General features: G+C 67.3%; 10 protein-coding genes. 8 read left to right on the forward strand and 2 right to left on the reverse strand.

What is annotated here, in order from left to right; genetic code table 11:
* Nucleotides 1-120 precede the first annotated feature (120 nt).
* On the reverse strand, nucleotides 121-2,571 hold the full coding sequence (locus NJD74_RS01060; protein ID WP_319623486.1) for a TonB-dependent receptor: 2,451 nt from the start codon (nucleotides 2,569-2,571) through the stop codon (nucleotides 121-123).
* A 245-nt stretch (nucleotides 2,572-2,816) separates the two neighbouring features.
* Between NJD74_RS01060 and NJD74_RS01065 the strand changes: the two genes are divergently transcribed.
* From NJD74_RS01065 to NJD74_RS01080, 4 genes are all read left to right on the forward strand, one after another.
* Nucleotides 2,817-3,299 (forward strand): DUF3574 domain-containing protein, encoded by a 483-nt coding sequence (locus NJD74_RS01065; protein WP_070471240.1) that lies wholly within the window; start codon nucleotides 2,817-2,819, stop codon nucleotides 3,297-3,299.
* Between the two features lie 35 nt (nucleotides 3,300-3,334).
* The gene (locus NJD74_RS01070; protein WP_319623487.1) at nucleotides 3,335-4,195 is read left to right on the forward strand and encodes an SH3 domain-containing protein; all 861 of its coding nucleotides are present in this window, start codon (nucleotides 3,335-3,337) and stop codon (nucleotides 4,193-4,195) included.
* A gap of 84 nt (nucleotides 4,196-4,279) precedes the next feature.
* The gene (locus NJD74_RS01075) at nucleotides 4,280-6,001 is read left to right on the forward strand and encodes a ubiquinone-dependent pyruvate dehydrogenase (protein WP_019186278.1); all 1,722 of its coding nucleotides are present in this window, start codon (nucleotides 4,280-4,282) and stop codon (nucleotides 5,999-6,001) included.
* A gap of 204 nt (nucleotides 6,002-6,205) precedes the next feature.
* Nucleotides 6,206-7,804, forward strand: a complete 1,599-nt coding sequence (locus NJD74_RS01080; protein ID WP_046273848.1) for a membrane protein — start codon at nucleotides 6,206-6,208, stop codon at nucleotides 7,802-7,804.
* 194 nt (nucleotides 7,805-7,998) lie between these two features.
* Here NJD74_RS01080 and NJD74_RS01085 read toward each other — a convergent pair whose 3' ends face one another.
* Nucleotides 7,999-8,709, reverse strand: coding sequence for a glutathione S-transferase (locus NJD74_RS01085; RefSeq protein WP_319623488.1), 711 nt, complete (start codon nucleotides 8,707-8,709; stop codon nucleotides 7,999-8,001).
* Between the two features lie 114 nt (nucleotides 8,710-8,823).
* Here NJD74_RS01085 and NJD74_RS01090 point away from each other — a divergent pair, with 114 nt between their 5' ends.
* From NJD74_RS01090 to NJD74_RS01105, 4 genes are all read left to right on the forward strand, one after another.
* Entirely contained in the window at nucleotides 8,824-10,140 is a 1,317-nt protein-coding gene (locus tag NJD74_RS01090; protein WP_319623489.1) for a retropepsin-like aspartic protease, read from the forward strand.
* Between the two features lie 105 nt (nucleotides 10,141-10,245).
* Nucleotides 10,246-12,831 carry an ATP-dependent chaperone ClpB gene (gene clpB, locus NJD74_RS01095; protein ID WP_046273851.1) on the forward strand — a complete coding sequence of 862 codons (2,586 nt, stop codon included), beginning with the start codon at nucleotides 10,246-10,248 and terminating at the stop codon, nucleotides 12,829-12,831.
* A gap of 124 nt (nucleotides 12,832-12,955) precedes the next feature.
* Nucleotides 12,956-14,257: an aminotransferase class I/II-fold pyridoxal phosphate-dependent enzyme gene (locus tag NJD74_RS01100; RefSeq protein ID WP_102788163.1), complete on the forward strand. Its 1,302-nt coding sequence runs from the start codon at nucleotides 12,956-12,958 to the stop codon at nucleotides 14,255-14,257.
* A gap of 247 nt (nucleotides 14,258-14,504) precedes the next feature.
* Nucleotides 14,505-15,386 carry an AraC family transcriptional regulator gene (locus NJD74_RS01105; protein WP_319623490.1) on the forward strand — a complete coding sequence of 294 codons (882 nt, stop codon included), beginning with the start codon at nucleotides 14,505-14,507 and terminating at the stop codon, nucleotides 15,384-15,386.
* Nucleotides 15,387-15,389: the final 3 nt, after the last annotated feature.

A 15,389-nucleotide genomic window follows, 5' to 3' on the forward strand; every position in this document is an offset into this window, starting at 1 on the left:
GCATCCTCCCGTTCACCACCGGTAGAGCCGACGGTCAGCCGGCTGCACCAACCCGGTAGAGCCGACCGTTGGTCGGCTGCACAAACCCGGTAGAGCCGACCGTTGGTCGGCTGCACCCCGTCAGAACGTATACCGCACGCGCCCGTAGTAATACGCACCATTGCTACCGATCGGTGACAGCACGTCATACGGCAGGTTGCCGAAGTAGTAGATATCGTCGTTGGACAGATCCGAGTAGTTGTCGGTCAGGTTCTGCCCGCCCAGCGCCACGCTCCACTGCGGGGTGATCTTGTATTCCACCTCGGCATCCAGCTGCCACTCGGCCCCGTAGGTCTGGCGCGGAATATAGCCATCACCGAAGTTGAACACGCGGGTGACGCTGCCATAGCGGCTCAGGCGGCTGCTCAGCGACCAGCGATCATCGGCCCAGCTGGCGGCCAGCGCGGCGCGGGTGCGCGGGGTGGCATCGGTCAGCGTATTGGTCTCTTCCACGCCGAACAGCACGTAGTCCGGGTCCAGCGCGAGCAGTCCCGGCGGGGTGGCGAGCACGTTCTTCAGCGTGGTCTTGGTGTAGGCGTAGGTGCCGGTCAGCACCAGCTCGCCATCGCCCAGCGACTGCCGCCAGTTGCTCACCAGTTCCGCGCCGCGGGTGCGGGTATCGGCGGCGTTGACGAAGAAGCTGGCGCTCTGCAGGCCGGCCACGCCGAACTGCTGCTGCACGTAGTCGGTCAGGGCATCACCGGTGATGCTTTCCGACAGTGCGATGCGGTCATCGATGTCGATCTGGAAGAAGTCCAGCGAGACATCGAAGTGCTCGCCGATACGGCTGGTGAAACCCAGGCTGGTGTTGAGCGACTTCTCCGGCTTCAGGTCGGTGGCGCCCAGGCCACGCGCGATCGGATTGTTCACCGACAGCACGCGGCCCTGCACCAGCTGGCCGGCCGCGTTGTAGCCGGTGGACGTGGATTCGTAGCCGATCTGTGCCAGCGACGGGGCACGGAAGTTGTTGGAGATCGCACCGCGCAGCGCGAAGGCCGGCGTGAATTCGTAGCGCAGGCCCAGCTTGCCGGTGAGCTCGCCACCGAAATCATCGCTGTGCTCGTAGCGTGCGGCCAGATCGCTTGAGAAATGCTCACCGAACTGGCTGGACAGGCTGGCGTAGGCGCTGGCGACATCGCGCGAGAGCGAGGTCGCATCCTGCGGGGTCAGGCCACCACCGGCCTGCGAGCCGGTCGGGCGATCGGTGAACGGACCCGCGGCATAGCTGGTCGGATCACCCGGGCGGGTCTGGTAGTGGTCGCGGCGCGCTTCCAGGCCCAGGCCAAGGCTGTGGGAGATGCTCTCGCCCTGCGAGAAGACACGGCCGAGGTCGACGTTCGCGACCGTCAGCTCATTGCGGTAATCACCGGTCTTGAACCGGGTCGGGCTGGTCGGGCCCAGCGAGGCGTTGAGCGAGTTGCGCAGGCGGTAGGTGAACGTGTTGATGCCGTAATCCAGGCTCGCATCGTAGTTCCACTCGCCCCACTGGCCCTTCGCGCCGGCCACGGCCTGTACGTCGCGGTTTTCGCCCTCGGAGATCGGGCGGTAGCCGTTCGGGTAGATCTGCGCCCAGTTGGCGTCGCTGTCCGGGTAGCGGAAGTAGTTCGCGCCTTCGCTGTCGCGCTGGTTGAAGGTGGCGAAGCTGTAGAACGTGGAGGTTTCACCGAACGGCAGCTGCGCGTTGTACCAGGCGTTCAGGTCCTTGGTCTTGCCATCGCCGAGCACGTAGTTGCGCTTGCCCTGCAGCGCAAGGTTGGTCGGGGTCTGGTCCCACGGCGGGATCTGGTCGAAGCCGGCACGATTGGTGCCTTCATGATTTTTCAGCTCCAGGCCCACGCGCAGGAAGCCGCCCTCATCGCCCAGGCGGGTGCCGACCTTGGCACTGGCGTAGCTGGTCTGGCCGTCGGTGAGGGTGCGGTCGATCGGCTTGAGGTCGGTGTGGTTGGCGCCGAAGCTCGCTTCGAATGCACCGCCTTCCGGCGCGTCATCCAGGATCACGTTGATCACGCCGGCCACCGCATCGGAGCCGTACAGCGCACCGGCGCCATCGCGCAGCACTTCGATGCGCTTGATCGCGCTGACCGGGATCGCGTTGAAATCGACCGGGGTGGTGCCCTTGCCGATCTTGCTGTCGGTGTTGACCAGGGCGCTGCTGTGGCGGCGCTTGCCGTTGACCAGCACCAGCACCTGATCGGGCGAGAGGCCGCGCAGCTGGGCGGCCCGGATGTGGTCGGCACCGCCGGAGTTGGACTGGCGCGGGAAATTGAACGAGGGCAGCAGCGCCTGCAGGGCGCTGCCCAGCTCGCCATTGACCACGCCGGCCTTGCGGATGTCCTCGGCGGTGAGCACATCCACTGGCGAGGTGGATTCCAGCACGGTCCGGTCAACGGCACGGGTGCCGGTGACGATCACGGTGTCCAGCGTTTTGGCGGTGTTCGGCGCGTCCTGCGCAAGTACGTCCTGGGCGAGCAGGGGGGAGGTAAGGACGAGCGCGATGGCAAGGCCAAGGCGCGACGCGGACGGACGGGACATGCGGACTCCAGCGGGACGACGAGGGGAGGGGCGGGGGGAGGGGGAGGAGCCGGCGTTGCCGATCCAAGGTCGGCACTACCAATCCATCCGGATGAAGCGATATATTATCTTCGCGTGATGTCCCTGTGTGACGCAAGTCCCATCGGGGTGGTTATCAGCAGATAGCGATTGGCGATCTGCGCCGGACCGGGATGTCCGGCACGCTCCTTCCCCCTGCCTGTCCCCGAGTTTCCGGAGAGTTGTCCATGTCGTTCCGCGCCATCCTGATTGCCCTGGTCCTGGCCACCAGCGGCTGTGCCACCGCCGCCCCGGCCGCCAAACCCACTCCGCCAGCCGCCGCCACGGCGACCCTGCAGGGCGACGCCGCGCGCCCGGACGCTGCGGCCGGCTGGGTCCGCAGCGAGCTGTATTTCGGCGTGGGCGAAGAAACCGGCGTGGCCGACCGCCCGCAGACCGAGGGCATCAGTGACGCGCAGTGGCGCGCCTTCCTCGACAAGGAAGTCACCCCGCGCTTCCCGGACGGCCTGACCGTGTTCGATGCCTACGGCCAGTGGCTGTTCCGTGGCGCCGCCGAACCGAACCGCCTGCGCACCAAGGTGCTGGTGGTGTTGCACGAGAACACCCCGCAGCGCCGCGCCGACATCGAAGCGATCCGGCTGGCATGGAAGCAGGCCACCGGCCACCAGTCGGTGCTGTGGGCGCAGCAGGCGGTTGAAGTATCGTTCTGACCCAGGGCGCCGTAGCGGCGCTGCACGGAGCGATGATGAAACACGGCAATGCGATGCTGGCCGCGGTGTTGATCGGCGCGGCGGCAGCGTCCGCGCACGCGCAGGACGGCGCCCGGGCCCGGCTTCTGCTCGAGGTGGCTGGCGGCGTGCAGGTGCAGGCGACGCTGCAGGACGACGGCGGTATTGCCGTCGTACTGGCCCCGTCGGGCAAGCGTCAGGTGCTGCCGGGGGTGACCGACGCGGACGGCAACGCACGCCTGTCCGCCGAGGATGTCGATTTCGATGGTCACCCGGAGCTGGTCGCGCGCGCCGCGGTCGGCATGGTCAACGAAGCGGTCGCGGTGTACCGCTACGCTCCGGCGCGACAGGAACTGGTGGCGCTGGCGCCCATCGCGAACGACCGCGCGCAGTGCGGTGACCTGATGGGGCTGACGGTGGAGGCAGACAACCGCACCCTGAGCAGCAGCTGCCGCAGCGGGCCGATGTGGTACGTGGATCAGTACCGCTACGACGGCGGTCGCCTGTACCTGTACCGCGCCGAGCGCATGTTGATGCTCGACGATCTGCTCGAGCCGTACGTGTTCGTGAAGCAGACCGCCGACAGCGGTCCCCTGGCGGTCTGGAGCACCTTCGATCCTGAAGGCAACGTGCTGGAGACCGCGATCGGCGATGGTCTGGAGGCACCGCGCGCCGGCTCGCCGCTGCTGCGCATTTCCGGGCATGTGATGGTGGCGCGGCTGCCGTTGTACCGCCAGCCCGGTGATGCCACGACCCCGCGGTATCTGGTGCGCGATGACCGCGTGGAGCTGCTCGATGAGCGCGATGGCTGGGTGCAGGTAAGTTATGACCACCCCACGCGCGGCGCGGTGCTGGGCTGGGTGAACACGCAGCCGTGACCCAGCGCCGGCACGCGTAAGCCCACACGAGTGTCACTTGCCCGGGACTAGGCTGACGCTTCCCCCTCGTCGTGGAAGCATGTCATGAGCAAGCGCGTTGCCGAGATCGTGGTTGAGACCCTCCAGGCCGCCGGTGTCCGTCACTGTTACGGCATCGTCGGCGATACCCTCAACTACGTCACCGATGCCATCCATCACAGCGAGATCGAGTGGGTACACATGCGGCATGAGGAAGTGGCCGCGTTTGCCGCCGGTGCCGAGTCGCTGATCAGCGGGCAGCTCACCGCCTGCGCCGGCTCGTGCGGCCCGGGCGGGCTGCATTTCATCAATGGCGTGTTCGAGACCAACCGCAACCGCGCGCCGATGGTGCTGATCGCCAGCCAGGTGGTCACCGCCGAGCTGGGCATGGAGTTCCCGCAGGAAGTCGATTTCAAGGCGGTGTACGGCAGCTGCAGCGTGTTCTGCGAGCAGGTGCAGAGCGCCGAGCAGGCGCGCCGCGTGGTGACGTTGGCGTGCCAGGCGGCGATCAGCCGCCGCGGTGTGGCGGTGGTGATCCTGCCGGCCGACATCAGCGAAGCGGAGGTCAAGCACGATGTGCCGTTCTCGGTGCATTACACCCAGCCGGTGCTGCGCCCGTCGGACGATGAACTGCAGCGCATCGCCGCGTTGATCGGCGAGGGCAAGCGCATCGGCATCTACGCAGGTGCGGGCTGCGAACATGCGCATGATGCCCTGGTCGCGCTGGGTGCCCGGCTCAAGGCACCGATCGCGCATACCTCGCGCGCGAAGGACTTCGTGGAGTACGACAACCCGTACAACATGGGCATGACCGGCATCTTCGGCATCGAGTCCGGGTATCACACGCTGATGGCCTGCGACACGCTGCTGCTGCTCGGCGCGGACTTCGCGTGGGGCCAGTACTACCCGGACAAGGCCACGCTGATCCAGGTGGACCGCGATGGCAGCCATCTGGGCCGCCGGCATCCGGTGAATCTGGGCGTGGTGGGGGATATCGGCCCGACCCTGGAGGCATTGCTGCCACTGCTGCCCGAACGCGAGGACCGCAGCTTCCTGGATGAGTGCATGGAGCACCGCGAGAAGGCGCTGGCCACGCGGGCCAAGGAAGAGCAGCCGGGCGAGGGCGAGCTGATCCACCCGCAGCATCTCACCGCCCTGATCGACCGCCACGCTGCCGACGACGCGCTCTTTACCGCAGATGGCGGCTCGCCGATGGTCTGGATCCTGCGCCATATCCGCGTCAATGGGCGCCGCCGCACGCTGACCAGCCTGCTGCACGGCACGATGGCCAACGCGATGCCGCAGGCGCTGGGCCTGCAGAAGGCCTACCCGGGCCGCCAGGTGATTTCGCTGTCCGGTGATGGTGGCCTGGCGATGCTGCTGGGCGACCTGCTCACCGCCGTGCAGGAGAACCTGCCGATCAAGGTGGTGGTCTACAACAACAGCTCGCTGAATTTCGTCGAGCTGGAGCAGAAGGTCGAAGGCCTGCTGGACAACTACACCGACCTGAAGAACCCTGACTTCGGCCGCCTGGCCGAGGTGATCGGGTTCTACGGCCGCACCGTGACCCGCTCGGAAGACCTGGAGCAGGCCGTGCAGGACATCCTGGCCCATCCCGGCCCGGCGCTGCTGGACGTGCACACCAGCCCGACCGAGCTGGTGATGCCGCCGCAGGTGGAAGCCAAGCAGGTGGCCGGTACTGCCCTGTACGCGGCCAAGGCGCTGCTGAGCGGGCGGGTCGGGGATGTACGGGACCTGCTGGCGAACAACTTCCTCAACAAGCCCTGATCCCCACGCTCCGGTAGTGCCGGCCGCTGGCCGGCTCCCGCCATTGCCCGAAGCATTCTGAAGGAGCCGGCCCGCGGCCGGCTCTGCCCGGAGGCAATCGCGTATGCGATGAGCCATACATCCCGGCGTTCCATCGGTGTGCCTGTTACTGGGGGCGGCGAGGCCCTACCATCGGCTACCCCCTCCCCATGGCCGCCCCCGCGCATGTCCGCCTCCGCTCCCGTCCCCACCGGACGCCCCCGCTGGTTCGTCGCCGGCGATCTCAACGGTTTCTTCGGCCTGGTGGTCGACAACCTGTCCATCCTCGGCTTCATCGCGATGGCCCTGGTCGGCATTTTCCAGTTCCCCGCGGATGTGGTGTTCGGCCGCATGTTCCCGGGTACCGCCTTCGGCGTGCTGGTCGGCAACGTGCTCTACACCTGGATGGCGCGCCGCCTGGCCGCGCGCACCGGTCGCGATGATGTCACCGCGATGCCGCTCGGCCTGGACGCGCCGACCAGCATCGGCATGGCGCTGCTGGTGCTCGGCCCGGCCTTCCTCGCCTTCAAGGGCCAGGGCCTGGCCCCGCACGATGCAGCCATCGCCACCTGGCAGCTGGGCATGGCCTCGCTGGTGATCATGGGCGTGCTCAAGGTGATCCTGTCGTTCTTCGGCGAGGCGGTGACCCGCGCGCTGCCGCGCGCCTCGCTGCTCGGCTCGATCGCCGGCATCGCGATCGTGCTGATGGGCTTCCTGCCGCTGCTGGAAACGCTGCGCTCGCCGGTCGTCGGCTTCGTCACCCTGGGCCTGCTGCTGTACGTGCTGATCGCCAAGCGCAAACTGCCGATCCGCGCGCCCGGCGTGCTGGTCGCCTTCGTGTTCGGCACGATCCTGTATTACGGACTCGGCCTGGCCGGCCTGGGTGCGCCGGGCTTCAAGGTGCCTGAGTGGGTACCGCCGCAGGTGGTGCTGCCCTGGCCGACACTGGGGTTCATCGACGGCCTGCCGACCGCGATCACCTACCTGCCGCTGCTGCTGCCGTTCGGCCTGCTGATGGTGGTCGGTGGCATCAACGTTTCCGAAAGCGCGCGTGCGGCCGGTGATGATTACCGCACCCGCGACATCCTGCTGGTGGAGGCCGTCGCTACGCTGGTGGCCGGGTTCTGCGGCGGCGTCGCGCAGACCACGCCGTACATCGGCCAGCCGGCCTACAAGCACATGGGCGCGCGCAGCGGTTACACGCTGCTGACCGGCCTGTTCGTGGGCATCGGCGGCATGCTGGGGGTGATTTCGGGGCTGGTGCAGTGGCTGCCGCTGGCCGTGCTGGCGCCGATCATCGTGTACGTGGCAATCGACATCACCACCCAGGCCTTCCAGGCCACGCCGCGCGAGCACGCCGGCGCGATGGTGCTCGGTTTCCTGCCTTCGGTGGCCTACCTGCTGGCGATCAAGGCCCCGGGCTGGATCGCCCCGGAACAGCTCGCGGCGATGACCACTACGCTGGACGGGCATGGCCTGCCGGAGCTGGCGGTGATCTTCACCCTGGGCAACGGCTTCATCATCACCTCGATGCTGTGGATCGCGGCGGTGGTGGCGATGATCGATGGGAAGCTGCTGCGCGCCTCCGGGTTCCTGCTGGTGGCGGCGGTGCTGACCCTGTTCGGCCTGATCCACTCGGTGGATCCGCGCGGTGGCATCTATCTGCCGTGGCAGCTGGAGGGCCTGCCGAAGATCATCAGCTGGCAGTTCACCGGCGCGTACGTGGCGCTGGCCGGGTTGTTGGCGCTGTTGTCGCTGCAGAAGCAGCCTTCGGAACGCGCGTAGCGCTGTAGTGCCGGCCGCTGGCCGGCTGCGTTTCATTGTGCTCACGCCCGACGGTCGTGAGCTACCGAATGGGGTAGGTCTGCTGCGGAGCCGGCCAGCGGCCGGCACTACCTGCTCACGCCCGACGGTCGTGAGCTACCGAATGGGGCGGGTCTGCTGCGGAGCCAGCCAGCCAGCCAGCGGCCGGCCCGGCATCATTGCTCGCCATCCAGCTCCGGGTAATGCCGGAAGATGCCGTTGGTGTTGAACGCCAGGCGTCGTTCCGAGGCGAGATAGGCGGCGATGTTGGGCCGGGCTTCCACCCGGTCCTTCAGGGCGCGCAGTTGCGGCAGCGTCGGCCAAAGGGCCTGCATGCGGCGCGGGAACATGTACTCCAGCCCGCTCAGCAGCTGGAACAGCGACAGATCGACATAGGAGTGCTCGCGCAGCGGATGACGCCCACCGTTGTGCTTGAGCACGTTCTCGAAGTAACCGAGGAACTTGGGCATGCGCTCGGCGCGCATCGACGCCGCGCGCGCCTTGGCTTCGTGTTTCTGGTCGTCGTAGTACTTCGAGGCCGCGATCGGGTGGTGGGTGTCATGCACCTCGGCCACCAGATCGGCGATGGTCAGCTGCAACTGCAGGGCCTGCTGCCGCCGTGAACTGGCATCGGGCACCAGGCCGAGTTCCGGTCCCAGATGATCCAGGATCGCGCCGACCTGGGCGATCACCTGCCGGCCGGTGCGCAGGAATGGTGGGGCAAACGGCTGCAGGCCCTCGACCTTGCCGTCCAGATACGGCTGCATCACGGCATCGCCGTGGACCCGCGCCATATCCGTGTAGCCCGCGCCCGCATCCTCCAGCGCCAGCCGCACGAACTCGCCGCGGCCCTGGATGCCGGTCCAGTAATACAGTTCGTAATGCATGCAGCCACTCCGTGCGGAACCGGTGGCCAGCATGGCCCGCGCAGCCGAAAGCAGGCGTGAGCGCAGCGTGGTTCCCGTGCTAGGGTCGGGCGGGGATGTCGATGGGAGCAGGCGATGCGGATGTGGGCGATGGGCGTGTGCGTGGCGATGTTGCCGGCTGCCGTAGCGGCCGACCCGGTGGCCCTGCACGATGGCTTCGGCTACAGCGATGCAGTGCTGCGTGCGGAACTGACGACGCTGCGCGAGATGAGCGGGGTATCCGGTGCACGCCGGCACCTGGGTGCGGCAGGCTATCACCGCGTCCGTGGTGAGCTGGCCGCCTCCAATCGGGCTGCACGCCAGTGCCTGGACGAAACCCGTGATGCGCCGCCTGCGCTGCAGGGGCTGGCCTTCCTGTGTGAATCCACCTTGGCCGGCAATGCGCTGATCGAGGGCGATATCGCTGGATGGGCGAGCCTGATGCTGCGCGTGCGCGAGGACTACCAGCGCACCATTGTGCCGATGCTCAAGCCCGGCGACGAAGTGCCCGATGTCACCCGCCCGGCATTCGCGGCGTTCACCGCCTGGCCGCGCAGTGCGCCGCCCGTTGCCGAGCGCGAGCAGGAGGTGGCGGTGCCGATCCAGTTCAGCAACGAGCTGCCCTCGGTCACGCTTACCCTGCACGGCACGCGCGACGGCCATCCCGTCAGCCAGGAGGCGGCCTTCATCGTCGATACCGGCGCCCCGCGTTCGCACATCACGCGCGCGCTGGCCGAAACGCTGGGCCTGACAGTGACCGAAAGCTTCGTGGTCTCACGCATCATCGACGGCGACATCCAGCAGGCGGGGCTGGCTGCACCGATCGATATCGAGCTGGGCGGGCAGCGGGTGCGCGACGTCTCGTTCAACAGCGAAGCCACGCGCGAGCTCAACCTGATCGGCCTGGATGTGCTGCGCGCGCTGGGACGGGTCCGCCTCTCCCGTGAAAGCCTGACCCTGCTCGGGACGCAGACTCCAGCCGCCTGCACACGGCGGATGGTGTTCACCTCCTCGTTGTGGGGGCCGTTCCAGCAGGCCCGCTACCCGATCCGCGGTCGCGAAAACACGCTCATGCTGGTCGACACCGGCTTCAATGGGGCATTCCAGATGCGTGGTGCGCCGCGTTCGTCGGTGCCGGCCGCCGCAATCCAGCGCAAGAATGTCATCACCACGCGCGGCGCGGAGGACATCGAGTACGCGCCGGCCAGCACGCCATTGCAGGTGGCCGATACGTTGGCGAACATTCCGGTGGATATCGCCTTCCAGTCACCGGATCTGTTTCCCTCGTCCTGGCGGGTCGGCTACGGCGTCACCGGCGGCTACGACGTGGCCCTGGACCTGCCGGCCGGCATCGGCTGCCTCGTGCCATTGCCGCCGGAACCACCCCTGCTGGGCCGCCCGCCAGGGGCCTGACGAAGCCTGAATCGGCATCTCATCCACCCTTGAAACACGCCCCCGTAACCGCATCTCAGGGACAGTGCTGGCACGGCCAGCCCCGTTTACATCGAGGACAAGAACATGCGGATGGACAAGCTCACCTCGCGTTTCCAGCAGGCGCTGGCCGACGCGCAGTCGTTGGCCGTGGGCCGCGACCACAACATCATCGAACCGGTACATGTGTTCAGCGCGCTGCTGGACCAGCAGGGTGGCAGCACCCGCCCGCTGCTGGCCCAGGCCGGCGTCAACGTGCCGGTACTGCGCGAACGTTTGAATGAAACCCTGGAGGCCCTGCCCAAGGTCTCCGGGCAGGAAGGCAACCTGTCGATCGGCAACGATCTGAACCGGCTGCTCAACAACACCGACAAGCTGGCCCAGCAGCACGGCGATGCCTTCATCGCCAGTGAGTGGTTCGTGCTGGCCGCGGTCGACGATGGCGGCACCCTGGGCATGGCGCTGCGCGCCGCCGGTGCCGACAGGAAGAAGATCGAAACCGCCATCGACAAGGTGCGCGGCGGCGAGACCGTGCAGTCGGAAAATGCGGAAGACCAGCGCCAGGCGCTGGAGAAATACACCATCGACCTGACCGCGCGCGCAGAGAGCGGCAAGCTGGATCCGGTGATCGGCCGCGATGAGGAGATCCGTCGCACCATCCAAGTCCTGCAGCGCCGCACCAAGAACAACCCGGTGCTGATCGGTGAACCCGGCGTGGGCAAGACCGCCATCGTGGAGGGCCTGGCCCAGCGCATCATCAACGACGAAGTGCCCGAGGGCCTGCGCGGCAAGCGCGTGCTGTCGCTGGACATGGGCGCGCTGATCGCCGGTGCCAAGTTCCGCGGCGAGTTCGAAGAGCGCCTGAAGGGCGTGCTCAACGACCTGGCCAAGAGCGAAGGGCAGGTGATCCTGTTCATCGACGAACTGCACACGATGGTCGGCGCCGGCAAGGCCGACGGCGCGATGGACGCGGGCAACATGCTCAAGCCAGCGCTGGCGCGCGGTGAGCTGCACTGCGTCGGTGCGACCACGCTGGACGAATACCGCAAGTACATCGAGAAGGATGCTGCGCTGGAGCGTCGCTTCCAGAAGGTACTGGTGGGCGAGCCGAGCGTGGAAGACACCATCGCCATCCTGCGTGGGCTGAAGGAAAAGTACGCCGTGCACCATGGCGTGGAAATCACCGACCCGGCGATCGTCGCCGCGGCCACGCTGTCGCACCGTTACATCGCCGACCGGCAGTTGCCGGACAAGGCCATCGACCTGATGGACGAGGCCGCCTCGCGCATCCGCATGGAGATCGACTCCAAGCCGGAGGAACTGGATCGCCTGGAACGCCGCGTGATCCAGCTCAAGATCCAGCGCGAAATGCTCAAGAAAGAAAAGGACGACGCCTCGCGCCAGCGCCTGGCCGATCTGGAAACCGACATCGATGCGCTGGAGCGCGAGTTCTCCGATCTCAATGAAATCTGGAAGTCGGAGAAGGCGACGCTGCAGGGTGCCACCCGGATCAAGGAGCAGATCGAACAGGCCAAGCTGGAGCTGGAATCGGCGCAGCGCCGCCAGGATTTCGGCCGCATGAGCGAGATCCAGTACGGGCAGCTGCCGCAGCTGGAAAAGCAGCTGGCCGCCGCGCAGGAAGTGGAAACCAGTGAGTTCAAGCTGGTCCAGGACCGGGTGACCGCCGAGGAGATCGCCGAAGTGGTCTCGCGCTGGACCGGCATCCCGGTCAACCGCATGCTCGAAGGCGAGCGCGACAAGCTGCTGCGCATGGAAGAGGTGCTGCACAACCGCGTGGTCGGCCAGGAGGAGGCGATCAAGGTGGTCTCCGATGCGGTGCGGCGTTCGCGTGCGGGCCTGTCCGATCCGGACCGTCCCAGCGGCTCGTTCCTGTTCCTGGGGCCGACCGGCGTGGGCAAGACCGAGCTGTGCAAGTCGTTGGCCGAGTTCCTGTTCGACAGCGCCGACGCGATGATCCGCATCGACATGAGCGAGTTCATGGAGAAGCACAGCGTCGCGCGGCTGATCGGTGCACCCCCGGGCTACGTGGGCTACGAAGAAGGTGGCTACCTTACCGAAGCGGTGCGTCGCCGCCCGTATTCGCTGATCCTGCTCGATGAGGTGGAGAAGGCGCATCCGGACGTGTTCAACATCCTGCTGCAGGTGCTGGACGATGGCCGCCTGACCGATGGCCAGGGCCGCACGGTGGACTTCCGCAATACCGTCATCGTGATGACCTCCAACCTGGGCTCGCACCAGATCCAGGACATGAGCAGCGATGACAGCCCGGAGGCCTACACGCAGATGAAAGCCGCGGTGATGGGCGTGGTGCAGGCGCACTTCCGCCCGGAATTCATCAACCGCCTGGACGACATCGTGGTGTTCCACCCGCTGGACAAGGTGCAGATCAAGCAGATCGCCCGCATCCAGATGCAGGGCCTGGAAAAGCGCCTGGCCGAACGCGGCCTGCGCATCGAGGTCAGCGACGAGGCCTTCCAGCTGCTGGGCAACGTCGGCTTCGATCCGGTCTATGGTGCGCGTCCGCTCAAGCGTGCGATCCAGTCGCAGCTGGAGAACCCGCTGGCGCAGAAGATCCTCTCCGGCGAGTTCCTCAACGGCGATGTGATCCGGGTCGATGCGGCCGAGGGCAAGCTGGTGTTCGTGAAGGGCTGAGCCCCGCGCGCACCGGCGGCCTGATAACCGTTGAGCCTCACACCATGCGTGTTCGGCATGAACCCCCGCCTCGGCGGGGGTTTTTTGTTCGGTATCGTCGGCATTCACCTGGAGGCGATGCGCTATGTCCGAACACGGCAGTCCCGAATCACAGTGGCGCGCGGAGACCATCGCCTTGCATGGCGGTTACCGGCCCGACCCCACCACGCGCGCGGTGGCAGTGCCGATCTACCAGACCGTGGCCTACGCCTTCGATGACACCCAGCACGGCGCGGACCTGTTCGACCTGAAGGTGCCGGGCAACATCTACACCCGCATCATGAACCCGACCACGGACGTGCTCGAGCAGCGCATCGCCGCGCTGGAGGGCGGGATCGGTGCACTGGCACTGGCCTCGGGCCAGGCCGCGATCACCTACGCGATCCAGACCATCGCCGAGGCGGGCGACAACATCGTCTCGGCCAGTGCCCTGTACGGCGGCACCTACAACCTGTTCGCGCACACGCTGCCGCAGTTCGGGATCGAAACGCGCTTTGCCGACTACCGCGATCCGCAGGCGTTCGGCGCGCTGATCGATGAGCGCACCAAGGCGGTGTTCGTCGAATCGATCGGCAACCCGCGCGGCAACATCACCGACATCGAGGCGGTGGCAAAGATCGCGCATGCGCATGGCGTGCCGCTGATCGTGGACAACACGGTCGCCACGCCCTACCTGCAGCGCTCGTTCGATTTCGGCGCGGACATCGTGGTGCATTCGTTGACCAAGTACCTCGGTGGCCATGGCACCAGCCTGGGCGGGGCGATCGTGGATTCCGGGCGCTTCCCGTGGGCGGAGCACAAGCAGCGCTTCCGCCGCTTGAACGAGCCGGACGTGAGCTACCACGGCGTGGTCTACACCGACGCCCTCGGGCCGGCCGCCTACATCGGCCGCGCGCGGGTGGTCCCGCTGCGCAATACCGGCGCGGCCATCTCACCGTTCAATTCCTTCCTGATCCTGCAGGGCATCGAGACCCTGGCGCTGCGCCTGGACCGGATCAACGCCAACACGCTGGCGGTGGCCGAACACCTTCAGCGCCATCCCAAGGTGGCGTGGGTCAACTACGCCGCGCTGCCCGATCATCCCGAGCACGCGTTGGTGCAGAAGTACCTGCGCGGCCACGGTTCCGGCGTGCTGACCTTCGGCCTGCCCGGTGGCCGCGCGGCCGGCGCGCGCTTCCTGGACGCGCTGCAGCTGTTCACCCGCCTGGTGAACCTGGGCGATGCCAAGTCACTGGCCACGCATCCGGCCTCGACCACCCACCGGCAGCTGGATGCGGCCGAGCTGGAGAAGGCGGGCGTCAGCGAAGACACCGTGCGGTTGTCGGTGGGCATCGAACACATCGACGACCTGCTCGCCGATCTGGAGCAGGCGTTGGCCAAGGCGTAGTGGCAGGACCCATGGCGGCCGGTGCGGGCCGGCCGCCGTGGGGTTTTTCGTTGGCCATGGGATTCTCTGCCATGGGGTAGAGCCACGCCATGCGTGGCTGCTACTTCTTCCGGCGCCGCAGCCACGCATGGCGTGGCTCTCCCGGCAGGGTTAGGATCGGCCGACGATCGCCCAACTGCGCAAGATCGGCCACGCGGCCGCCTGTGGAACGACGCACGCTGAGCGTCACCTAGAGAGGGAGCCCGCCATGCGCCGCATTGCCCAGGTCCGCCAGCGCCACGGTATCGACCGCGTCATCGCCCATCTGCAGGCCTGCCTGCGTGCTGGCGATCCCTTGCCGGATCTGGAGGCACTGGCTGCGATCGCGCACCAGTCACCGTTCCATTTCCATCGCCTGTACCGCGCGCTGACCGGCGAAACGCCCGGGCGCACCGTGGCGCGCCTGCGCTTGCTGCAGGCGCTGCAGCTGCTCGGCCAGGCGGACAGCCGGGTGACCGAGGTGGCCTTGAACGTCGGTTACGAAAGCCCACAGGCGCTGGCCCGCGCCTGTCGCCAGGCGCTGGATGCCACGCCGAGCAGCCTGCGCGAGGATCCCGGGCTGCGCAGCCACTGGCAGCAGCGGCTGGCGCTGCCGGCGGGCGATCACGCCGACGGGACGGTGCCGTTGCAGGTCACGGTGACCACGCTGGAACCCTTCGATGTGGTGGCGCTGCGCACGCAAGGGGCCTTCGATGATCTGGATCAGGCGTTCGGCGAGATCTTCACCTGGGCCGCCGAGCAGGGCTGGGCCGAGCAGCTGCAGCAGCTGATCGGCATCGCACGGACGGACCACCGCGATGCGCCGGCGCAGGAATGCGTATTCGATTGCGCAATGGGCTTCGGGCGCACGCCGCAGGCGCTACCGACCCCGCTGCGTGCGCTGACGCTGGGCGGTGGCACGTATGCCGTGCTGCGCCATGTGGGCAGTTACGCGGGCCTGGAAGCGGCCACTGATGCCCTGCTACGCGACTGGCTGCCCGACAGTGGTCACACGCTGCGCGATGCAGAGCTGTACTACCACTACCTGGATGACCCCGAAGAGGTGCCCGACGCCATCCTGCGCGCCGATATCTGCGTGCCGGTGGGGTAGCGG

The organism is Stenotrophomonas sp. RG-453, assembly GCF_033843685.1.
Lineage (GTDB): Bacteria > Pseudomonadota > Gammaproteobacteria > Xanthomonadales > Xanthomonadaceae > Stenotrophomonas > Stenotrophomonas bentonitica_A.